This window comes from Rhizobium sp. Rhizsp82 (assembly GCF_047325115.1).
In the GTDB taxonomy this organism is placed as follows: Bacteria; Pseudomonadota; Alphaproteobacteria; order Rhizobiales; family Rhizobiaceae; genus Rhizobium.
In genome coordinates, this window is the sequence record NZ_CP168571.1 from 1035406 (window position 1) to 1056975 (window position 21570).

At 63.0% G+C, this 21570-nt stretch carries 18 protein-coding genes; 14 read left to right on the top strand and 4 right to left on the bottom strand.

Annotation, left to right across the window (positions count from 1 at the left end):
• Window positions 1-3 precede the first annotated feature (3 nt).
• The 4 genes from ACEN84_RS28950 to ACEN84_RS28965 all read right to left on the bottom strand — a co-directional run bounded on the left by ACEN84_RS28950 (window position 4) and on the right by ACEN84_RS28965 (window position 2929).
• The gene (locus ACEN84_RS28950) at window positions 4-915 is read right to left on the bottom strand and encodes an alpha/beta hydrolase (RefSeq protein ID WP_413711470.1); all 912 of its coding nucleotides are present in this window, start codon (window positions 913-915) and stop codon (window positions 4-6) included.
• A gap of 106 nt (window positions 916-1021) precedes the next feature.
• Window positions 1022-2215, bottom strand: coding sequence for an acyltransferase family protein (locus ACEN84_RS28955; protein WP_413711471.1), 1194 nt, complete (start codon window positions 2213-2215; stop codon window positions 1022-1024).
• A 128-nt stretch (window positions 2216-2343) separates the two neighbouring features.
• Window positions 2344-2658, bottom strand: coding sequence for a type II toxin-antitoxin system RelE/ParE family toxin (locus ACEN84_RS28960; protein ID WP_199625255.1), 315 nt, complete (start codon window positions 2656-2658; stop codon window positions 2344-2346).
• Entirely contained in the window at window positions 2648-2929 is a 282-nt protein-coding gene (locus tag ACEN84_RS28965; protein WP_199625256.1) for a type II toxin-antitoxin system ParD family antitoxin, read from the bottom strand. Before ACEN84_RS28965 ends, ACEN84_RS28960 begins: the two co-directional genes overlap by 11 nt.
• 196 nt (window positions 2930-3125) lie before the next feature.
• Here ACEN84_RS28965 and ACEN84_RS28970 point away from each other — a divergent pair, with 196 nt between their 5' ends.
• From ACEN84_RS28970 to ACEN84_RS29035, 14 genes are all read left to right on the top strand, one after another.
• Entirely contained in the window at window positions 3126-4148 is a 1023-nt protein-coding gene (locus tag ACEN84_RS28970; protein WP_112717680.1) for a LacI family DNA-binding transcriptional regulator, read from the top strand.
• A 40-nt stretch (window positions 4149-4188) separates the two neighbouring features.
• Window positions 4189-5427, top strand: a complete 1239-nt coding sequence (locus ACEN84_RS28975; RefSeq protein ID WP_112717678.1) for an ABC transporter substrate-binding protein — start codon at window positions 4189-4191, stop codon at window positions 5425-5427.
• 83 nt (window positions 5428-5510) lie between these two features.
• On the top strand, window positions 5511-6428 hold the full coding sequence (locus ACEN84_RS28980; RefSeq protein ID WP_413711472.1) for a carbohydrate ABC transporter permease: 918 nt from the start codon (window positions 5511-5513) through the stop codon (window positions 6426-6428).
• Window positions 6425-7288 carry a carbohydrate ABC transporter permease gene (locus tag ACEN84_RS28985; RefSeq protein WP_130281007.1) on the top strand — a complete coding sequence of 288 codons (864 nt, stop codon included), beginning with the start codon at window positions 6425-6427 and terminating at the stop codon, window positions 7286-7288. Before ACEN84_RS28980 ends, ACEN84_RS28985 begins: the two co-directional genes overlap by 4 nt.
• Before the next feature lie 27 nt (window positions 7289-7315).
• Window positions 7316-9244, top strand: a complete 1929-nt coding sequence (locus ACEN84_RS28990) for a glycoside hydrolase family 127 protein (RefSeq protein ID WP_413711473.1) — start codon at window positions 7316-7318, stop codon at window positions 9242-9244.
• Between the two features lies 1 nt (window position 9245).
• On the top strand, window positions 9246-10319 hold the full coding sequence (locus ACEN84_RS28995) for an ABC transporter ATP-binding protein (RefSeq protein WP_413711474.1): 1074 nt from the start codon (window positions 9246-9248) through the stop codon (window positions 10317-10319).
• Between the two features lie 106 nt (window positions 10320-10425).
• Entirely contained in the window at window positions 10426-11013 is a 588-nt protein-coding gene (locus tag ACEN84_RS29000; protein WP_112717670.1) for an ANTAR domain-containing response regulator, read from the top strand.
• Window positions 11014-11062: 49 nt separating this feature from the next.
• Entirely contained in the window at window positions 11063-12337 is a 1275-nt protein-coding gene (locus tag ACEN84_RS29005) for a CmpA/NrtA family ABC transporter substrate-binding protein (protein WP_413711475.1), read from the top strand.
• 362 nt (window positions 12338-12699) lie between these two features.
• A complete protein-coding gene (locus ACEN84_RS29010) occupies window positions 12700-13998 on the top strand; it encodes a CmpA/NrtA family ABC transporter substrate-binding protein (protein ID WP_413711476.1) in 1299 nt (432 codons plus the stop codon).
• Window positions 13999-14058: 60 nt separating this feature from the next.
• The gene (gene ntrB, locus ACEN84_RS29015; protein WP_413711477.1) at window positions 14059-14952 is read left to right on the top strand and encodes a nitrate ABC transporter permease; all 894 of its coding nucleotides are present in this window, start codon (window positions 14059-14061) and stop codon (window positions 14950-14952) included.
• An 11-nt stretch (window positions 14953-14963) separates the two neighbouring features.
• Window positions 14964-15761 (top strand): ABC transporter ATP-binding protein, encoded by a 798-nt coding sequence (locus ACEN84_RS29020; protein ID WP_203430939.1) that lies wholly within the window; start codon window positions 14964-14966, stop codon window positions 15759-15761.
• Window positions 15762-15765: 4 nt separating this feature from the next.
• Window positions 15766-18216: a nitrite reductase large subunit NirB gene (gene nirB, locus ACEN84_RS29025; protein WP_413711478.1), complete on the top strand. Its 2451-nt coding sequence runs from the start codon at window positions 15766-15768 to the stop codon at window positions 18214-18216.
• Window positions 18217-18220: 4 nt separating this feature from the next.
• Window positions 18221-18556 carry a nitrite reductase small subunit NirD gene (nirD, locus tag ACEN84_RS29030; protein ID WP_112717658.1) on the top strand — a complete coding sequence of 112 codons (336 nt, stop codon included), beginning with the start codon at window positions 18221-18223 and terminating at the stop codon, window positions 18554-18556.
• 243 nt (window positions 18557-18799) lie between these two features.
• Window positions 18800-21466, top strand: a complete 2667-nt coding sequence (locus tag ACEN84_RS29035; protein ID WP_413711479.1) for a molybdopterin-dependent oxidoreductase — start codon at window positions 18800-18802, stop codon at window positions 21464-21466.
• Window positions 21467-21570: the final 104 nt, after the last annotated feature.

Below are 21570 nucleotides of genomic sequence, written 5' to 3' on the forward strand. Positions count from 1 at the left end.
GCGTCAACCGGCCGCAAACCGGCGGACGGCTTCACAGACAGCGCGAAAGCCCTGCTTGGCGCCCTCGCTCATATGGCGGGCGCGCAGCCAGGCATGAACCATGTGCGGCTCCTCGCGGAACCAGACCTCGATCCCCGCCTGCGCCAGCCGCGCCGCGTAATGGCGGGCATCGTCACGCAAGGGATCGAAGGCCGCCCCGGTGATATAGGAGGGTGGCAAGCCCCTGACATCCCTGGCTGCGAGCGCACCGGCGACGGGATCACCGGCCGGAGCCTGGAGCACTTCGCGGTAGTAGGCGACATCGGCTGTCGTCAGCCCCGGCGCATCGGCCATCTCGATATAGGAGCCTGTTGTCAGATCGCCGCCGAGCGCCGGATAGATCAGCACCTGTGCTTCAATGCCCGCGATCCCCTTGTCCCGCGCCTGCAAAGCAAGCCCGGCGGCAAGATTTCCGCCGGCGCTGTCGCCGATCAGGACGATGGGATTGCCGCCTGCAGCCAGCGCTTCCAGCACGGCAAAGCAATCATCGGTCTGCGCCGGCCAGCGATGCTCGGGTGCCAGCCGGTAGTCGACAGCAACGAGCTCGGCGCCCGCGAAATCGGCGAGCTCGGCGCAGATCGCATGATGGCTTTCCAGTGAGCCGACGACGAAGCCGCCGCCATGCAGATAAAGGAGCAGCGACGGCGTCGTAATTTTCGCGGGGCGATAGCGCCGCGTCGGGACATCGCGAATACGGCTATCGGCGAATGTCAGACCATCCGGGAGCGGCGGGCTGAAGCGGGCGCAAAGCGCATCATACTGCGCTCGCTGCGCCTCGATCGATTGCGACACGGCGTCATCTGAATAGACGCTGCTGCAGATTTTGAGAAATTCGAGAATGCCCTTCTCTTCAGGCATCGGGCGCGTAGCGGTCATGATGCAATCCGTTCGGTTCGGCGACATCATGCACGATAGGATTTGCCCCGAAGATTAGGCAAGCGCATTGACGCCATCGGCGCGCTGGAACCCGCCAGAGCGGCGATTATCCACGCCGCACCGAGCGCTCCAAAGCTTCGCCGTCACGCGCAGGCTGCGGCTTCTCCGTCAGGCCGACCAACTGACGCAGCGGGCTCGGCAGCTGATCGACGGCAACCGCGAAGGCGATCGAGATGACGGCGGTTGCCGCGGCGACGAGCGCAAAGCTCTGGATCGCCGGCAGATCGAGCGGCAGGACATAGTAGAGCGCTCCGACGGTCACCGTCTGGTGGACGATATAGAGCGGGAAGACCAGCCGGTTCATCGTCACCAGCCGCTCGCTCGGCTGATTGAGATAGCGCGCCGCAAAGCCGATCAGAGTGAGGATCATGCTCCAGGCGAGCAGGAAGACGCTGGTCTTGAAAAGCAGGGTCTCATTGACATCGTAGCTGCCGATCGCCTGCTCCGGCGCAACGGTCCAGGATGCCAGGTAGAGCCAGATGGTGGTCGCAAGCGCAATCCCGCCGCTGACATAGCGGCGCGCGATCAGCGTACCGATGAGCGCCCGGTGATGGCGGGAAATCAGGAAACCGAGGCCGAACCAGCTGGCCCAGACAGCAAACCATGCGCCGTCATTATAGAGCGCATTGGTCTCACGCGGGTAGATCGGCGACAGCGCCAGATTGAGGCCGAGCGGCAGCAGGAAGAAGAGGTAGATGGCGCCCGTTTTGGCGACGCGCTCGAACCAGGCGAAGATCGGATTTCCGGGCCGCAGCAGATATTGGAAGATCGGATAGCAGATCACCGACATCACCAGCAGATAGGCGACGAACCACATATGCGCCCAGGTGAAATTGCCCGCAGGATATTTTCCCTCGGTGAAATAGCGCGTCAGCCAGAATTCGAGGAACGAGCCGGTATAGCCGTTCTCATACATCCGCTCGTACCAGACCTGCGGCACGACGATGACGGCCATGGCGAAGAGCAGCGGAATGAGCAGCCGCACCGTGCGCTTGTAGATGAAGGTCAGCCCCTGCTCCGGCTTGAAGGTGAAGGCGACGCCCATGCCGGAGATGAAGAACAGAAGCGCAAGGCGCCAGGCACGCGGGAAATCCATGACCAGCGACAAGCCGCGGCTGGTATTCTCGCTATGCAGCAACCAGCCCATATCGGGGAAAAAGGCAGCCGAGGAATGATAAAGGATCAGCAGGCCGAAGGCGGAGACCCTCAGGCGATCGACATAGTAAAGTCTCTCTCTCATCGCAGACGACGGATCCCCACGCAGCACCATCATCCGACCTCTCTACGCCCCAGACGTTAAGGATCGCTGCCGAAACTTCGTAAACTGCTGCTTTATTAGCGGATTGAGTGGGCGGCGATTGCCTGCACCTAAGTCAACAGGCCGCGAAGATCGCGGCGGCCATCGACGACGCGAACGATCTGAACGCGTTCAACCGGCATGTCATCGTCATCAGGGATGGTTTCGTAGAGGATCAGAAACGGCGCATCGACCAGCATCCGCGCACCCGGTCCGATCTCCGGGTGGCGCGCTCCCATACGCGGCTGTTCGGCCAGCAGCTTCGCCTTGCGTTCAAAACTGTCGAAGAAGCGCTCGGCCGCCTGGGGTTGCTCCAAGCCGATACGCACGTAGATGTCGCGCACATCTTTGAGAGCCTGCGGCAGCCAGACCAGATCAACCGGCATTTTTGCGAGCCGCGCTCAACTCCCGGCGTGCTTCATCACGCAGCGTCTCGAAGTCAACCGAGACAGGCTCTCCGCTGGCCTTGCCCTCAGCCCAGAGGCGCCGCAGACGTTCGATGTCGCCTTTCCGGCTCTCCCACTTTGCGGACCAGTCCCGCATCGCCTCGCGGATGACTTCGCTGCTGCTCGCATAGGCGCCACTGCTGACGGCGTCTCTCAGCAACTCCGCCTGCTGCGGCGTCATTGAAACGCTGATTTTCTCGACATTGGCCATGAAGCATCCTCCATCTTGGTAGTAAAAATTACCACCACAAGGACAATTTGCCAAGAACGCCCTCCGTTGGAATGCGACAGCGACCACCACAATTTCGTTCTCGCCATCGGCCAACATTTGCGTGAGAGAAAACCTTTTCTCACTTGACACGACACTTGGTAAAAGGTTTTCTCACCGCAAAGCTTAGGAGGAAGAGCTGAATATCTCGGGAGGAAAACGCGGGCGGATTACCATTCATGACGTGGCTGCGGCCGCGGGCGTCAGCATATCGACGGCATCGAAGGCGTTGAACGATACCGGCCGCATGGGCGCCGAGACCCGCGAGCGGGTGAAGCGCATCGCGGCGGAGATTGGGTTCAGGCCGAATGCTCTGGCGCGCGGCCTTCTGAGCAAGCGCAGTTTCACCATCGGGCTGCTGACGAACGACACTTACGGCCGTTTTACGCTGCCTGTCATGGCCGGTGTTTCGGAGGCACTGGTCGACCACGGCGTCTCGGTTTTCCTCTGCGCGATCGAGGATGATCCGGCGCTCGGTCAGATCCATGTCGATGCGATGCTCGACAAGCAGGTGGACGGCATCATCGCGACAGGAAAGCGTCTGGACAGACGGTTGCCAGTCGATCTGTCGAACCTGAACGTGCCCGTCGTCTACGCCTTCACCGAAGGTGCGCCTGACAGCGTCACGTTCAGTTCCGATGATGGGCATGGCGCGCGGCTCGCGACGGAGTGGCTGCGGAAACTTGGGCGCAGACGGATCGCCCATATTACCGGGCCGGAGGATTTCGTCTCGGTTCGCGAGCGCGCCAATGCCTATCGCGAGGTGGCAGGCGACGCTGTGCCGGTTCTCTTCGGCGTCTGGTCGGAGAGCTGGGGGCATGATGCGGTGGCGAGGCTGTGGAGTGCAGCGGGTTCCAAACCCGACGGCATCTTCTGCGGCAACGACCAGATCGCCCGTGGTGTCATCGATGCGTTGCGCGAGCGCGGCATCAAGGTGCCGCAGGATGTGTCGGTGGTCGGCTTCGACAATTGGGAGATTGTCGCAGCACAGACCCGGCCGCCGCTGACGACGGTAGATATGGAGCTGAAGGAGCTCGGGCGCCAGGCGGGATTGACGATCCTGTCGCTTGCGGAGGGGCGCCCGGTGGAGCCCGGCGTGCGGAAATTGCCGTGCCGCCTCGTCGTGCGGCAGACATGCGGGGGCGACGCCCTCGGGATTTAGAAACGGCGCGAAGGAGACGCGCCATATTGGGAGGAATGCCATGATGAAGCGTCTGTTGGTGGCAACGAGCATTGCCACCCTTAGCCTCGTATCGACAGCTTCGGCTGCCGAAAAAATTGAAATGTGGGTCCGTTCCGGCATCGGCGACGCCTTCAAGAAGGTCGTCGAAGCCTATAATTCCAGCCACGAAAACCAGGTCGTCGCCACCGAAGTGCCGTTCAGCGAACTGGTGCAGAAATATGCGACGGCGATCGCCGGTGGTCAGGCGCCCGATGCGCTGTCGATGGACCTGATCTATACGCCGGCATTTGCTGCGGCCGGCCAACTCGAAGATCTCTCGGACTGGGCGAAGAGCCTGCCGTACTTCAATTCTCTGTCGCCGTCGCATGTCCGCCTCGGCACCTATGACGGCAAGATCTACGGCCTGCCGCTCTCGGTCGAGACCTCGGTCTTCGCCTGGAACAAGGACCTCTACAAGAAGGCCGGGCTCGATCCCGAGAAGGCGCCCACCACCTGGGAAGAGATTTCGGCGAATGCCGAAAAGATCCGCAAGCTCGGCGACGACACCTATGGCTTCTATTTCTCCGGCGGCGGCTGTGGCGGCTGCATGATCTTCACCTTCACGCCGCTCGTCTGGGGCGCCGGTGCGGATATCCTCTCGGAAGACGGCAAGACCGCGACACTCGATACGCCACAGATGCGCAAGGCCGTCGGTTTCTATCGCGACATGGTCAAGAAGGACCTGGTTCCGGCAGGTGCGGCCAGCGACAACGGTTCGAACTTCCTGAGCTTCACCAACGGCAAGATCGGCCAGCAGTCACTTGGCGCCTTCGCCATCGGCACGCTGGTCACCAGCCATCCCGATATCAATTTCGGCGTGACGCTGATCCCCGGCGTCGATGGCAAGCCGTCGTCCTTTGCCGGTGGCGATAACTTCGTCATCACCAAGGGCACGAAAAAGATCGATGCGGTGAAGGAGTTCCTCGAATATATCTATTCGATGGACGGCCAGAAGGTCATGGCCAAGTATGGCAGCCTTCCGACCCGCGGCGACATTGCCGATCAGGTGCTTGCCGGACTCGATCCGCGCATGCAGGTGGGCCTGAAGGCGATCTCGATTGCCAAGACGCCCTACACGCTGCAGTTCAACGACCTGATCAACAGCGCCAACGGCCCCTGGGCGACCTTCACCAACGCCGCGATCTTCGGTGACGACGAAGACGGAGCCTTTTCGAGCGCCCAGTCCGAGATGCAGTCGATCATAGACAGCGGCCAATAATCTCTCCCGGCCGCGGCCGGGGAGCAGTGGCAGCTCTCCGGCCGATCCATTCCATGCAGCAATGAAAGATGCGGAGCATTTCGATGACCGTTTCAGGTCCCCAGCGCCCTGCCGGCAGCCGCAAGCGGCGGCGCAGATCGCAATGGCGCGGGCTTCTCTATATCGCGCCGGCCATGGCGCTCGTCATCGTCTTCTTCGTGATGCCCGTGATCTTCACCGGCTGGATGAGCCTGCACAACTGGCCGCTGATGGGCGCTCAGCGCTGGATCGGCTTTGCCAACTATACCCGCATGTTCAACGACAGCCGCTTCATGGCCGCACTAAACTTCACCGCCTACTACACCGTCATCGTCACGATCGCGATCTTTGCCGTTGCATTCCCGCTGGCGATCTTCGTCGAGAAGGAGCGGCGCCTTGTCAGCACCTACAGGACGATCATCTTCCTGCCCGTCGTCGTCGGCCTCGCGACTGCCTCGCTGCTCTGGGTGTGGCTGGCGAATGTCGATAGCGGCTTTTTCGGCCCGGCGCTGCGGGCGCTCGGCCTTGTCGAGCGCAGCCCGAATATCATGGCGAGCTTCGATACGGCCTTCGCCACCATCATCGTCATGGTCGTCTGGAAGATTGCCGGCTTCACGATGATCATCCTGCTGACCGGCCTGCAGGCGATCCCCTCCGAACTCACGGAAGCCGCGCGCATTGATGGCGCCGGGCGCTGGCAGCGTTTCCGGCATCTGACACTGCCGCTGATGCGCCGCACGATCGCGCTGGCGCTGGTCGTCTCGGTCACCGGCTCGGTTCTCGCCTTCGACCAGTTTTACATCATGACCTCAGGCGGACCGCAGAACAAGATGATCTCGGTGGTCTACTACATCTTCAACCAGTCATTCGTGTCCTTCAATCTCGGCTATGGCGCAGCGCTTTCGATCGCGCTCTTGGCGATCCTTGTGGCGATCTCCATCGTCCAGCTGTGGCTGCTCAGGGTCGGGGAGGAACGCGCATGATCTCCTCGAGAGAACGTCGCGCCCGCAAGCGCTTCCGGTCGCAATCGGCCTATCACGTCACCGGCATTGCCGTGTCGGTCTTCTTCCTGGCGCCCTTCGTCATCGCGCTCCTCTCATCCTTCCGTCACGGCACGGAGGCAAGCCTGCCGCCGCTGCCGCCATGGCCGACGACGGGTGTGAGCTTCGATGCCTACGCGCTGCTCGACACGTTCGGCGCCGGCATTTGGCAGCACATGATCAACTCGCTCTTCGTGTCGCTCGCCACCGTCGTGCTGACGGTCGCCGTCAGCCTGCTGGCCGGCTACGGCTTCTCGCGCTACCGCTTCCCGCTGAAGAACGTGCTCTTCGTGCTGATCATCGCCACGCTGATGATCCCGTTCCAGTCGATCCTGACGCCGCTCTTCATTATTCTCGCCAAGCTCGGCCTCAACAATTCGCTGCTCGGGCTGACGCTCGTCTATGTGACGCTACAGCTGCCCTTCTCGGTCTTCATGATGCGCAATGCCTTCGACGCCGTGCCGAAGGAGATCGAGGAAGCCGCGCGGATCGATGGCGCGCGGGATCTGAAGCTGCTGATCCGGGTGCTCTTGCCGCTCGTCCTGCCCGGCGTCGCGACCGTCGCGATCTTTGCCTTCCTGAACGCCTGGAACGAGTTCCTTGCCGCCCTCGTGCTGCTTTCCAGCAACGAGAAATACACGCTGCCCGTCCTGATGACGGCGGTGCGCGCCGGGCGCCTCGGCGCCATCAACTGGGGTGCGGTCCAGGCCGGTGTCGTCGTCATGACGATCCCCTGCCTGATCGTCTTCCTGCTTCTGCAACGCTACTACATGCGCGGGCTGATGGCCGGCGCGGTGAAATGATGATCTTTCAACGAAATGGATGAAGCCATGAACAAGCTGAAGAGAGACCGCCAGTTCCGCCCCCTGCCCGTCCCGAGCGTCGAGCTCGCCGGCCTTTTCGGCGATCGCCAGGATGCGATCTGCGATTCAACGGCCGAAACGCTGCTCGACCGCTGCGTCGAGGCCGGCATGATCCAGGCGATCGACGTCAGCCAGCCAAGCCCCGGCGTCGTCATCCCGATCGGCCCCTGGGGTGGCTCAACGCAGATGTTCTGGGACAGCGATCTCGGCAAATCGATCGAGACCGTTGCCTATTCGCTCTATCGCCGCGCCAATCCGAAGCTTGAGGCACGCGTCGACGAAATCATCGATATGTACGAGAAGCTGCAGGACAAGGACGGCTATCTGAACGCCTGGTTTCAGCGCGTGCAGCCCGGCCGCCGCTGGACGAACCTCCGCGACCACCACGAGCTCTATTGCGCCGGACATTTGATCGAGGGCGCAGTCGCCTATTACCAGGCGACCGGCAAGCGCAAGCTGCTCGATATCATGTGCCGCTATGCCGACTACCTGATCACCGTTTTCGGCCATGGCCCGGGCAAGCTTGCCGGCTATTGCGGACATGAGGAAGTCGAACTGGCGCTGGTAAAGCTGGCGCGTGTCACCGGCGAGAAGAAATATCTCGACCTCTCGAAATTCTTCGTCGACGAGCGCGGACAGGAGCCGCATTTCTTCACCGAAGAAGCGGTGCGCGACGGCCGCAGTGCGGCCGATTTCCACCAGAAGACCTATGAATATGGCCAGGCGCATGTGCCGGTGCGCGATCAGAAAAAGGTCGTCGGTCATGCCGTGCGTGCCATGTATCTCTATGCCGGCATGGCCGACATCGCCACCGAGTATAATGACGATACGCTGACCTCGGCGCTCGAAACGCTCTGGGACGACCTGACGACCAAACAGATGTATGTGACGGGCGGCATCGGCCCGGCAGCGTCCAACGAAGGCTTCACCGACTATTACGACCTGCCGAACGAAAGCGCCTATGCCGAGACCTGCGCCTCCGTCGGTCTGGTCTTCTGGGCCAACCGGATGCTCGGCCGCGGCCCGAACCGGCGCTATGCCGATATCATGGAGCAGGCGCTCTATAACGGCGCCATGGCCGGCCTTTCGCTCGATGGCAAGACCTTCTTCTACGAGAACCCGCTGGAAAGCGCCGGCAAGCATCACCGCTGGGTCTGGCACCATTGCCCCTGCTGCCCGCCGAATATCGCCCGCCTGCTGGCCTCCGTCGGTTCCTATATGTATGCGGTGGCGGAAGACGAAATCGCCGTGCATCTCTATGGAGAAAGCAAGGCCCGCTTCGAGCTCTCGGGCGCGAAGGTTGAGCTGGCGCAAACGACCCGCTACCCCTGGGATGGAGCGATCCATTTCGACCTCGATCTCGACCGCCCGGCGCGCTTTGCCTTGTCGCTGCGTATTCCGGAATGGGCCGACGGCGCCACGCTTTCGGTCAATGGCGAGAGCGTCAACGTCGAATCCGTCTCAACGGATGGTTATGCGCGGATCGAGCGCGACTGGAAGAGTGGCGACGCCGTCGATCTCGTCATTCCGCTTGCAGCGCGCAAGCTCTTCGCCAACCCGCTCGTCCGCCAGGATGCCGGCCGCACCGCACTGATGCGCGGGCCGCTGGTCTATTGCGTCGAAGAAACGGACAATGGCGCCGGGCTGAACGGTATTTCGCTTTCGGCAGATCCGTCGAAGGCGAAGGTTTCCGAGATTGCGGGGTTGCGCGGTGCCGTCGCCCTCGACCTGCCCGTCAGCCGCGATGCTTCGGATTGGGGCGCCGATCTCTACCGGACCGCGCCGCCCTCCGCGAAACCGGGCACCGCCCGCTTCGTGCCCTACCCCTTCTGGGACAATCGCGAGCCGGGCGAGATGCTCGTCTGGGTTCGTGCCGGCGAGGCCCGCGGTGAATAAGATGGGGGATACAGGCGTCGTACTGGCCGGAGTTCGCAAGAGCTTCGGCAGCCTGGATGTGATCCATGGCATCGACCTGACGATATCCGAGGGATCCTTCGTGGTCTTCGTCGGCCCCTCGGGCTGCGGAAAGTCGACGCTGCTGCGAATGATCGCCGGGCTGGAAGACGTCACCGATGGTGAGATCGAGATCAAGGGGCGCAACGTCACCGATCTCGATCCTTCGGACCGCGGCATCGCCATGGTCTTTCAGTCCTATGCGCTCTATCCACATATGAGCGTGCGCGAGAACCTCGCCTTCGGGCTGAAGATGGCGCGCACGCAGGCGGGTGAGATCGAGGCGCGCGTCAAGGCCGCCTCGGCGATCCTGAAGATCGACCATCTTCTCGAACGCCGCCCCGGCCAGCTGTCTGGCGGCCAGCGGCAGCGCGTGGCGATCGGCCGGGCGATCGTGCGCAAGCCCGATGTCTTCCTGTTCGACGAACCGCTGTCGAACCTCGATGCCGAGCTGCGCGTCTCCATGCGCATCGAGATCGCCCGTCTGCATCGCGAGCTCGGCAACACTATGATCTACGTGACCCACGACCAGACCGAGGCGATGACGCTGGCCGACCAGATCGTCGTGCTGCGCGACGGGCGCATCGAACAATCGGGTACGCCGCGCGAGATCTACGAGCGTCCGGCCAACACCTTCGTCGCCGGCTTCATCGGCTCGCCGCGGATGAACCTGCTCGATGCCATGTGGCAGGGAGCAGGCCGGGTTGCGGCTGGTGGACAGGCGGTCCAATCAGGTCTCGCCGGGAGCGCACTGGTATCGGGCGCCAAAGTGAAATTGGGGATCCGGCCCGAGCATCTGACCGTCAGCACCACCGGCACGAATGGACTGGAGGCAACGGTCGACTTCGCCGAATATCTCGGCGGCACGCAGTATCTCTATTGCCAGCTGCCCGACGGCCAGCCGGTCACAGTCGAATATCGCTCGGCGGCGGAGATCAACACCGGAGACCGGATTTTTCTCAGCGCCGCTCCGGCGGATATCCGATTGTTCGATGAAGGCGGCCTCGCCATCGCCTGATTGGCTCCTGCATCAACAAGAGCCTATTTCGTAGGCTTTTGTTGATACTGCCCATTTTTATAGCCATCCGCTTGCCAGCATTGCTGCACTGCGTCATAAATGCTGCATGAGCCACTTCGACCTGACGATCCTTGTCATCGATGAAAACGCGATCCGCTCCTCGATCATCGAAGAGGGATTGCGGGAGGCGGGGCATATGCGCGTCACCGTCATCCATGAGGTGCAGGGCGTGGCGCGGATCATCGAGACGCTGAAACCCGATGTCATCATCATCGACATCGAGAATCCGAACCGGGACATGATGGAACATCTCTTCCAGCTGACCCGCTCGATCAGCCGCCCGATCGCCATGTTCGTCGATCGCTCCGATACCGCCTCGATCGAGGCCGCCGTGGAAGCCGGAGTCTCCGCCTACATCGTCGACGGGCTGAAAAAGGAGCGCGTCAAGCCGATCCTCGACATGGCCGTCAGCCGCTTCAATGCCTTCAGCCGCTTGCAACGGGAACTCGCCGACGCCAAATCAGCGCTGGAGGAGCGAAAGGTGATCGAGCGGGCCAAGGGCATCATGATGCGGATGCGGGGCCTTTCGGAAGAGGAAGCCTTTGCGTTGCTTCGCCAGACGGCAATGAACGAGAAAAAGAAAATGTCCGAAATCGCGCAAAGTGTCGTGACGGCTGCGGGGCTGCTGATGTGAGCCCGGCCCGCGATGCAATAAGCGCCTGGAGGACGCTGGAGTGAATGCCTTGACCAAGATTGCCAGCGGCAGCGCCCGCATCGCCTCTCCCGCCCTGTCGAACGGCGAGGGACCGAGAGTTCTGCGCGCCGGTTTCATCCCGCTTGTCGATGCATCGGTGCTGATCGCCGCCGCCGAGTTCGGCTTTGCCGCCAGGGAGGGCATCGCACTCGAACTGGTGAAGGATGTGTCCTGGGCGAACGTCCGCGATCGCCTGGCTTTCCGGCAGTTCGACATTGCCCACATGCTCTCGCCGATGCCGGTTGCCGCCATGCTCGGCCTCGGCTCCAATCCATCGCCGACCATCACGCCCTTCTCGCTCGGCCGCGGCGGCAATGCGATCACGCTTTCGACGCGGCTTTTCGAACGCATGCAGCAGATCGCGGGCACCGGGGAAACCGCGAGCGCGATGGAGAATGCCAAGGCGCTTGCCGCCGTGCTTGCCGATATGCGGGCACGCGGCGAACCCATGCCGACGCTCGGCATGACCTATCCCTTCTCCTCGCATAATTACGAGTTCCGCTACTGGCTCGCCGCCGGCGGCATCGATCCCGATCATGACGTCAAGCTCGTCGTCGTCCCGCCGCCGCTGACATCGGATGCGCTGGCTGCGGGCGCGATCGACGGCTTTTGCGTTGGCGCGCCCTGGAACATGGTCGCCTCCGAGCGCGGCGTCGGCCGCATCGTCGCCGCCAAGCAGGATATCTGGCCGTCGGCTCCAGAAAAGGTCATCGGCATGCGGCCGGATTGGGCAGAAAGCCATCCGGAGACGGTCTCGCGGCTGATCGTTGCGCTCGATGCGGCCGCGCGCTGGTGCGACGACGCGGCAAACCATGACGCACTCGCCGATGTCCTCGCCGATGCACGTTACATCGCGGCGCCCGTTGAGATCATCCGCCACGTTCTTGCCGGTGAGTTCAGCCTCGACGCCAAGGGCAACCGCCGCGTCATCGAGAACTATTTCCAGTTCCACGGCCAGTTCGCCAATTATCCGCGCCCGAGCCAGGCGCTCTGGATCTACAGCCAGATGATCCGCTGGGGCCAGGCCGAGCCCAGCCTGACGCTGGCGCGCGCCGCCGCTTCCGCCTATCGGCCGGACCTCTACCGCGCCGCACTCGGCGACGATTGCACGCCTGAGGATGCCGATGTTCGCATCGAGGGGGACCGCGATGGCGAGCGCTTCATGGACGGCCGCATCTTCGATCCGGGCGACTTCGCTGCCTACATCAACGGCTTCGAAGTGAAGAGCGCATCAATCGCCATCCGGCAACCGGACGAGGGCTGAGGGTCTGCCGCGCTGCACAAATTGCTAGCAGCGCGGTCCGCCTCCATCCAGGCATTCGCATAAAAGATGCGCAGAATTTTAGAACGCATAAAAATTCACCTGCCATCATTTCCAGACAGAATACCAAACGCTTTCAATCAATTGACGGCATATATCTGAAACTGGCACGGCCTTTGCAAGGCTAATAGCGCCCGGATCAACGGCGATCCAGGCAGATGAGCGCGCAATAGGCGCTTGCAAGAGACATCGACGTCGCAAGGTTTTTGCTGTCCGGGACCCTCCCTTCCCGCAGACGCAATCTCCGAGCGGCGTTTTTTTGTGCCCAAAATCCGGCGACCACTCGACAATAAGGGGAACTGCGCATGACCAAGATCCTCACCGGCAGCTTCAACCGCCGCAATCTTCTGAAGACGACAGCGACGGCAGCCCTGATCGGCGCGGTCCGCTCGGCCTTCCCATCCGGCGCCTTTGCGGCGGCTGCCACGCCTGAAGTCACGGGCGCCAAGCTCGGCTTCATCGCACTGACGGATGCCGCGCCGCTGATCGTCGCCAAGGAAAAGGGCCTCTTCGAAAAGCACGGCATGCCCGATGTTGACGTCGCCAAGCAGGCATCCTGGGGCGCCACCCGCGACAATCTCGTGCTCGGCGGCGCGGCGAACGGCATCGATGGCGCCCACATCCTCTCGCCGCTGCCCTACCTGATGCAGGCCGGCAAGGTGACGCAGAACAACCAGCCGGTGGCGATGTCGATCCTGGCGCGGCTGAACTACGACAGCCAGGGCATCTCGGTTGCCAAGGAATATGCCGAAACCGGCGTGCAACTCGACGCTTCCAAGCTGAAGGCGGCCTTCGAGAAGAAGAAGGCTGCGGGCGGCGAAGTGAAGGTGGCGATGACCTTCCCCGGCGGCACGCACGATCTCTGGGTCCGCTACTGGCTCGCCGCCGGTGGCATTGATCCCGACAAGGACGTCTCGACCATCGTTGTCCCACCGCCGCAGATGGTGGCGAACATGAAGGTCGGCAACATGGACGTCTTCTGTGTCGGCGAGCCCTGGAACGAGCAGCTCGTCAATCAGGGCATCGGCTTCACCGCGGCGACCACCGGCGAGCTTTGGAAGGGCCACCCGGAAAAGGCGCTCGCCATGCGCACCGAATGGATCGAGAAGAACCCGAACGCCGCCAAGGCCCTGCTGATGGCCGTGATGGAAGCCCAGCAATGGTGCGACAGCATGGACAACAAGGAAGAGATGGCGACGATCCTCGGCAAGCGCCAGTGGTTCAACGTGCCGCCGAAGGACGTGCTCGGCCGTCTGAAGGGCGACATCAACTACGGCAATGGCCGCGTCGCCCACGGCACCGATCTCTACATGAAATTCTGGGCGGGCGGCGTTTCCTACCCGTTCAAGAGCCACGACACCTGGTTCATGGCCGAGAACATCCGCTGGGGCAAGTTCGCGCCCGACACAGACATCAAGGCGCTGGTCGACAAGGTCAACCGCGAAGATATCTGGCGCCAGGCCGCCAAGGATCTCGGCGTCGCCGCCGCCGATATTCCGGCCTCTTCCTCGCGCGGCAAGGAGACCTTCTTCGACGGCAAGGTCTTCGATCCCGAGAACCCCTCCGCCTATCTCGACAGCCTTGCCATCAAGGCCGCGTCCTAGTTCCCCGCCTCCGGCGCGTGACGGGCGCGCCGGCCTTTTCTTGCCCTAAGGAGCGATCGCATGTCAGCCCTCGCAAAGAATGAACCGATTACCCCAGCGCAGCCTGCACCCAAGACGGCAAACGTGGTGCGCCTGACCAAAGCGCCTTCGCGCCGCGTCAATGTCCGGCAGCTTGCGACAGCCGCCGCCCGCAATGTCGTGCCGCCGCTCATCGTGCTCGCATTAATGCTCGGCGTCTGGCAGATCCTCTGTTCGTCGCCGACGGCCTCGCTGCCCTCGCCGCATCAGGTCTGGCAGGAAAGCTACGATCTGATCGCCTTCCCGTTCTTCAACTACGGTTCGCAGGATATCGGCCTCGGCTGGCGCGTGCTGGTTTCGCTGCAGCGGGTCGCCTACGGCTTCGGACTTGCCGCCGTCGGCGGTATCGTCATCGGCGCGATCATCGGCCAGTCGGTCTGGGCAATGCGCGGCCTAGACCCGATCTTCCAGGTGCTGCGCACCGTGCCGCCGCTTGCGTGGCTGCCGCTGTCGCTAGCCGCCTTCCAGGACAGCAATCCCTCGGCGATCTTCGTGATCTTCATCACCTCGATCTGGCCCGTCATCATCAATACCGCCGTCGGCGTGCGTAACATCCCGCAGGATTACCGCAACGTGGCGCAGGTGCTGCGGCTGAACCAGATCGAGTTCTTCTTCAAGATCATGCTGCCTTCGGCCGCCCCCTACATCTTCACCGGCCTGCGCATCGGCGTCGGTCTCTCGTGGCTGGCGATCGTCGCCGCCGAGATGCTGACCGGCGGTGTCGGCATCGGCTTCTTCATCTGGGATGCGTGGAACTCGTCGCGCCTGCCCGACATCATCGTCGCGCTCGCCTATATCGGCGTCGTCGGCTTCGCCCTCGACAAGCTCGTGGCGGCAGCCGGCCGGCTGATCACCCGCGGCGCTTCGGCAAATTGAGGAGATCAGAGATGACCGCTTATTTGAAGCTCGACCACATCGACAAGCATTTCGATCGCGGCGGCGTTCGTGCCGAAGTCCTGAAGGGGATCAACCTGACGATCGCCAAGGGCGAATTCGTCTCGATCATCGGCCATTCCGGCTGCGGCAAGTCCACGCTGCTCAACCTGATCGCCGGGCTGACGCCCGTCTCCTCGGGCGCCGTCCTGCTGGAAAACCGCGAAGTGAACGCGCCGGGGCCGGAGCGCGCCGTCGTCTTCCAGAACCATTCGCTGCTTCCCTGGCTCTCGGTCTACGAGAACGTCAACCTCGCCGTCTCCAAGGTCTTCGGCGGCAGCAAGACGAAGGCGGAGCGCCATGACTGGGTGATGGCCAATCTGGACCTCGTGCAGATGGCTCACGCGAAGGACAAGCGCCCTGCCGAGATTTCCGGCGGCATGAAACAGCGCGTCGGCATCGCTAGGGCGCTTGCCATGGAGCCGAAGATCCTACTGCTCGACGAGCCCTTCGGCGCGCTCGACGCGCTGACCCGCGCCCATCTGCAGGATGCCGTCATGGAAATCCATGCCCGGCTCGGCAACACGATGGTGATGATCACCCACGATGTCGACGAAGCGGTGCTTCTCTCGGACCGGATCGTGATGATGACCAACGGCCCGGCGGCGAAGATCGGCGAAGTCCTCGACGTGCCGATCCCGCGCCCGCGCAACCGCATCGAGCTCGCCTCCGACCGAACCTACCTCAAATGCCGCGAGGCCGTGCTGAAGTTCCTCTACGAACGTCACCGCTTCGTCGAAGCTGCGGAGTAACACCATGACCGAGAAACTCGTCATCATCGGCAATGGCATGGCGCCGGGGCGCATGCTGGAGCATCTCTTCGAACAGGCGCCCGGCCGCTATCAAGTCACGATCTTCAACGCCGAACCGCGCGTCAATTACGACCGCATCATGCTCTCGCCGGTTCTCTCCGGCGAGAAGACCTACGAGCAGATCGTCATCCACGGCGACGGCTGGTACATCGACCACGGCATCACTCTCTACAAAGGCCACAAGATCGTCGCCATCGACCGCGACGCGAAGACCGTGACCTCGGATCATGGCGTCACCGAAAGCTACGACAAGCTGGTCATCGCCACCGGCTCCGTGCCCTTCATCATTCCCGTTCCCGGCAAGGACCTGCCGGGTGTCATCACCTATCGCGATCTCGACGACGTGCAGGCCATGCTGCTTGCCGCCCAGTCGCGTGAAAAGGCGGTCGTCATCGGCGGCGGCCTGCTCGGTCTCGAGGCGGCTGCCGGTCTTGCCCAGCGCGGCATGGACGTCACCGTTCTCCACGTCATGCCGACGCTGATGGAGCGCCAGCTCGATCCGGCGGCCGCTTACCTGCTGCAGAAGGCCGTCGAGGAACGCGGCATCAAGGTCATCTGCAAGGCCAATACCAAGGCGATCGTCGGCGACGGCAAGGTGGAGGGCATCGAGCTCGACAACGGCACGATCATTCCGGCGACGCTCGCGGTCATGGCGGTCGGCATCCGTCCGAATGTCAGTCTCGCCAAGGATGCCGGCCTCGCGGTCAATCGCGGCATCGTCGTCGATGCCGGGATGCAGACATCGGACGGCGACATCTATTCCGTCGGCGAATGCGCCGAAGTGGGCGGCATGGTCTATGGCCTTGTCGCGCCGCTCTACGAGATGGCGCGGGTCGCCGCCTCGCATCTGGCGGGCGACAGCAAGCCTGCCTTCGTCCATTCTGATACGCCGACCAAGCTGAAGGTGACCGGCATCGAGCTCTTCTCGCTCGGTGACTTTGCCGATGGCGACGACCGCGAAGAAATCGTCCTGCGCGACGCGACTGCAGGGGTCTACAAACGCCTCGTCATCAAGGAAAACCGGATCATCGGCACCGTGCTCTACGGCGAGACGGCCGATGGCGCCTGGTTCAACGACCTGAAGAAGAAGGCGACCGACATCTCGCAGATGCGCGATACGCTGATCTTCGGCCAGGCCTATCAGGGAGGGTCGCCGCTGGACCCTATGGCGGCCGTTGCAGCCTTGCCGGATGATGCGGAAATCTGCGGCTGCAACGGCGTCTGCAAGGGAAAGATCACATCGACGATCAGTGCCAAGGGACTGACCTCACTGGATGATGTGCGCGCACACACGAAGGCGTCGGCCTCCTGCGGCTCCTGCACCGGCCTCGTCGAGCAGCTGATGTCGCTGACGCTCGGCGATGCCTATAACCCAGCCGCCGTCACGCCGATGTGCACGTGCACGGAGCTCGGCCATGACGATGTGCGCCGCCTGATCAAGGCAAAGAAGCTGAAGACCATTCCTGCTGTCATGCAGGAGCTGGAATGGAAGACCTCCTGCGGCTGCGCCAAGTGCCGCCCGGCGCTGAACTACTATCTGGTCGCCGACTGGCCGGATGAATATGCCGACGACTATCAGTCGCGGTTCATCAACGAGCGTGTCCACGCCAACATCCAGAAGGACGGCACCTATTCGGTCGTGCCGCGCATGTGGGGCGGCGTGACGAACGCAAACGAGCTGCGGGCCATCGCCGATGTCGTCGACAAGTTCGAGATACCGATGGTCAAGGTCACCGGCGGCCAGCGCATCGATCTGCTCGGCATCGAGAAGGAAGACCTTCCCGCCGTCTGGGCCGATCTCGGCAAGGCCGGCTTCATCTCCGGCCAGGCCTATGCCAAGGGGCTGCGCACCGTGAAGACCTGTGTCGGTTCCGACTGGTGCCGCTTCGGCACGCAGGATTCGACCGGCCTCGGCATCCGCATCGAGAAATTCATGTGGGGCTCCTGGACGCCGGCAAAGCTGAAGCTGGCGGTTTCAGGGTGTCCGCGCAACTGCGCCGAGGCGACCTGCAAGGATATCGGCGTGATCTGCGTCGACAGCGGTTTCGAGATCCATTTCGCCGGTGCTGCCGGTCTCGACATCAAGGGCACCGAGGTGCTCGGCCTTGTCAGGACAGAGGACGAAGCGCTGGAGTATATCGTGGCGCTGACGCAGATGTATCGCGAGCAAGGCCGCTATCTTGAGCGCATCTACAAATGGGCCAAGCGAATCGGCCTCGACGAAATCCGCCGGCAGATCATGGAGGATACCGAGAAGCGCACCGGCTACTATGAGCGCTTCGTCTTCTCGCAGAAATTTGCCCAGGTCGACCCCTGGTCGGAGCGCGTCTCCGGCAAGGACAAGCACGAGTTCAAGCCGATGGCGACCGTCGGCTTCAGCGAAGCGGCGGGGTGAGGAGATGGACATGAACTGGATCTCGATCGGCGATATCTCCGACATCCCGCTGCGCGGCGCGCGCTGCGTGAAGACCCCGCAAGGCAAGATCGCTGTCTTCCGGACGGCCGAGAACGAGGTCTTCGCAATCGAAGACCACTGCCCGCACAAGGGTGGACCACTCTCCCAGGGTATCGTTCACGGCAAGGCGGTCACCTGCCCGCTGCACAACTGGGTGATCTCGCTGGAAACCGGCAAGGCGCTTGGGGCCGATGACGGGGTGGTGCGGACGATCCCTGTCCGGAATGAGGATGGGGCGCTGTTTATTGCGTTCGAAAGTTTGATGATGGCGGCGGAGTGATCAGACGGATGCGTTCGGAGCTACCCCCCTCTGCCTTGCCAGGCATCTCCCCCACAAGGGGGGAGATTGGCTGGGCGGACCCGCTCGCCTCAACCTTCATTGTTTGGGGAGACACGTGCCACGAGTCGATCTCCCCCCTTGTGGGGGGCTCGCAGAGCGGGTCGAGACCCGTGGCTCGACCCCGGCCGTCCGGCAGGACAGAGGGGGGTAGCCACACACTCGGCGAACTGAGGGCCAACCCCCATGCCCACTGAAACCAAAACCACCTGCCCCTATTGCGGCGTCGGTTGCGGCGTCATCGCCAAGGTCGACGACACCGGATCGGTATCCGTCAAGGGCGACCCCGATCATCCCGCCAACTTCGGCCGCCTCTGTTCCAAGGGCTCGGCGCTCGCCGAGACCATCGATCTCGACGGCCGCCTGCTCTATCCTGAAGTCGATGGCGCGCGCGCCAGCTGGAACACCGCCCTCGACCTAGTCGCAACGAAATTCTCGGAAGCCATCGCCGAACATGGCCCTGATGCCGTGGCCTTCTACGTCTCCGGCCAGCTGCTGACAGAGGACTACTACGTCGCCAACAAGCTGATGAAGGGCTTTATCGGCTCCGGCAATATCGACACTAATTCCCGCCTCTGCATGTCGTCCTCAGTCGCCGGCCATCGCCGCGCCTTCGGATCGGATACTGTTCCCGGCACCTATGAGGATCTCGAGCTTGCCGATCTCGTCATCCTGACCGGCTCGAACCTCGCCTGGTGCCATCCCGTTCTCTACCAGCGGCTCGCCGTCGCGAAGGCGGCCCGGCCCGGCCTGAAGATCGTCGTCATCGATCCGCGCCGGACGATGACATCGGACATAGCCGACCTGCATCTGGCGATCCGTCCGGATGGCGATGTGGCGCTGTTTACCGGCCTGCTCGCGCATCTGGCAACCAGCCCGGCGATCGATCAGAATTACATCGGCGCCTATACGGCGGGCTTCGCCGAAGCCTTTGCAGCCGCGGCGGCTCTCAGCTGGGATGAGCTTCTGGAGCGTACCGGCCTTCCCGCCATGCAGCTGCGCGAATTCTTCCGGCTGTTCGAGACGATGGAGAAGACCGTCACCTGCTACAGCCAAGGAGTCAATCAGTCGGCATCGGGCACCGACAAGGTCAATGCCATCCTGAACTGCCATCTGGCGACCGGGCGGATCGGCCGGCCCGGCATGGGACCGTTCTCGCTGACCGGTCAGCCGAACGCCATGGGCGGGCGCGAAGTCGGCGGGCTTGCCAATATGCTGGCCGCGCATATGGCAATCGAGAACGCTGGGGATCGCGACCGCGTGCAGCGTTTCTGGTCTTCGCCCGCCATTGCCGCGAAGCCCGGCCTGAAGGCGGTCGATATGTTCAAGGCGGTCGCCGAGGGCCGCATCAAGGCGCTCTGGATCATGGCGACCAATCCCGTTGTTTCCATGCCCGACGCCGATGCCGTCGAGGCGGCGATCGCCGCCTGCCCCTTCGTCGTCGTATCGGATATCGTTGGGAACACGGACACGACGCGCCATGCCGATGTCCTCCTCCCCTCGCTCGGATGGGGCGAAAAGGATGGCACGGTGACGAATTCCGAGCGCCGCATCTCGCGCCAACGCCCCTTCCTGCCGGCTCCCGGCGAAGCGCGCGCCGACTGGTGGCAGCTTGCCGAAGTCGCACGGCGCATGGGCCACGAGGCGGCGTTCGGTTTTGCCGATCCGGCAGCGATCTTTGCCGAGCATGCCGCCCTCTCGGCCTTCGAAAATAGCGGCAACCGTGATTTCGATATCGGCGCCTATGCCGGCATCGATGACGCAGCCTATCACGCGCTGCACCCTTTCCAATGGCCGGCACCGCTGGCGGATGCTCCAGTTCCGCCCGGCGGCAAACGCTTCTTCGCCGATGGTGGCTTCTTCCATCCCGACCAGCGGGCCTGCTTCATCGCCGTAAACCTTCCGGAAACGGACAGGACGAGCGCGGACTATCCGCTGACACTGAACACCGGCCGCATCCGCGACCAGTGGCACACCATGACGCGCACCGGAAAGAGCGCCCGCCTTTCCGCCCATATCGCCGAACCCTTCGCTGAAATCCATCCGCGAGACGCCATGGAACTCGGTATCCGTGGCGCCGGTCTGGTCGAGATCGAGAGCCCTCATGGCACGGCGGTCGTTCGCGCGCTGATCAGCGAGCGCCAGGCACGCGGCAGTATCTTCGTGCCCATGCATTGGAACGGCCAGTTCTCGGCTCGCGCCCGCATCGATACGGCCGTGGCACCGGTTGTCGATCCTGTCTCCGGCCAGCCTGCTTCGAAAAACGTCGCCGTCAGGGCACGACCGCTCAAGGCAGAGCACTACGGCTTTGCCGTTTCCGCCGCGAGGCCCGAGAACCTTGATTGCGATTACTGGGCTCTCGCGAAGGCCGAAGGCGGATGGCGGCTGGAATTCGCATCCTGCACCGGGATTTCCGACTGGGCGAACTGGTGCCGCAAGCATCTCGGCATCCCTGCTGGTGTCGAGCCGCTCGGCTATTGCGACGGGGCGACCGGCGAAACGCGGCTCGCCTTCTTTGACGGCACCCGGCTGCTCGCCGCCCTCTTCGTCGCTCCCGAACCGGTCGCCGTTGCCCGGGCCTGGGCCGTGCAGCAGCTAACCGCCTCGCACGGCGATCTACGCAAGCGCTTTGCGATCGCGGCCGGGCGGCCGGGAGCGGATCAGCCGGATCCCGGCGCCACCGTCTGCTCGTGCTTCGGCGTCGGCGTCAACCAGATCAGCGGCGCGATCCGCAATGGCTGTCATTCGGTCGAGGCGATCGGCAAGGCGCTCAATGCCGGCACCAATTGCGGTTCCTGCCGCGCCGAAATCCGCACCATCATCGACAGCTGCCTTGCTGCGGCCGCCGAGTAGCGGGCGGGCAATCACCGATCAGAAACTGTAGTTCCGTCTGCCCTCGCGAAGTGCTAAACCATGCGCATATAGGCGTATGATTTCGCTTTCTTTTTGCATTCCAC

Coding starts and splice junctions, on each gene's coding strand:
- ACEN84_RS28985 (WP_130281007.1), top strand. CDS start 6,425: ATGATCTCCTCGAGAGAACGTCGCGCCCGCAAGCGCTTCCGGTCGCAA.
- ACEN84_RS29010 (WP_413711476.1), top strand. CDS start 12,700: ATGACCAAGATCCTCACCGGCAGCTTCAACCGCCGCAATCTTCTGAAG.
- ACEN84_RS28960 (WP_199625255.1), bottom strand. CDS start 2,658: ATGCCGGTTGATCTGGTCTGGCTGCCGCAGGCTCTCAAAGATGTGCGC.
- nirB (WP_413711478.1), top strand. CDS start 15,766: ATGACCGAGAAACTCGTCATCATCGGCAATGGCATGGCGCCGGGGCGC.
- ACEN84_RS28980 (WP_413711472.1), top strand. CDS start 5,511: ATGACCGTTTCAGGTCCCCAGCGCCCTGCCGGCAGCCGCAAGCGGCGG.
- ACEN84_RS28975 (WP_112717678.1), top strand. CDS start 4,189: ATGATGAAGCGTCTGTTGGTGGCAACGAGCATTGCCACCCTTAGCCTC.
- ACEN84_RS28965 (WP_199625256.1), bottom strand. CDS start 2,929: ATGGCCAATGTCGAGAAAATCAGCGTTTCAATGACGCCGCAGCAGGCG.
- ACEN84_RS28955 (WP_413711471.1), bottom strand. CDS start 2,215: ATGAGAGAGAGACTTTACTATGTCGATCGCCTGAGGGTCTCCGCCTTC.
- ACEN84_RS28995 (WP_413711474.1), top strand. CDS start 9,246: ATGGGGGATACAGGCGTCGTACTGGCCGGAGTTCGCAAGAGCTTCGGC.
- ACEN84_RS28950 (WP_413711470.1), bottom strand. CDS start 915: ATGACCGCTACGCGCCCGATGCCTGAAGAGAAGGGCATTCTCGAATTT.
- nirD (WP_112717658.1), top strand. CDS start 18,221: ATGGACATGAACTGGATCTCGATCGGCGATATCTCCGACATCCCGCTG.
- ntrB (WP_413711477.1), top strand. CDS start 14,059: ATGTCAGCCCTCGCAAAGAATGAACCGATTACCCCAGCGCAGCCTGCA.
- ACEN84_RS29000 (WP_112717670.1), top strand. CDS start 10,426: ATGAGCCACTTCGACCTGACGATCCTTGTCATCGATGAAAACGCGATC.
- ACEN84_RS29035 (WP_413711479.1), top strand. CDS start 18,800: ATGCCCACTGAAACCAAAACCACCTGCCCCTATTGCGGCGTCGGTTGC.
- ACEN84_RS29020 (WP_203430939.1), top strand. CDS start 14,964: ATGACCGCTTATTTGAAGCTCGACCACATCGACAAGCATTTCGATCGC.
- ACEN84_RS28990 (WP_413711473.1), top strand. CDS start 7,316: ATGAACAAGCTGAAGAGAGACCGCCAGTTCCGCCCCCTGCCCGTCCCG.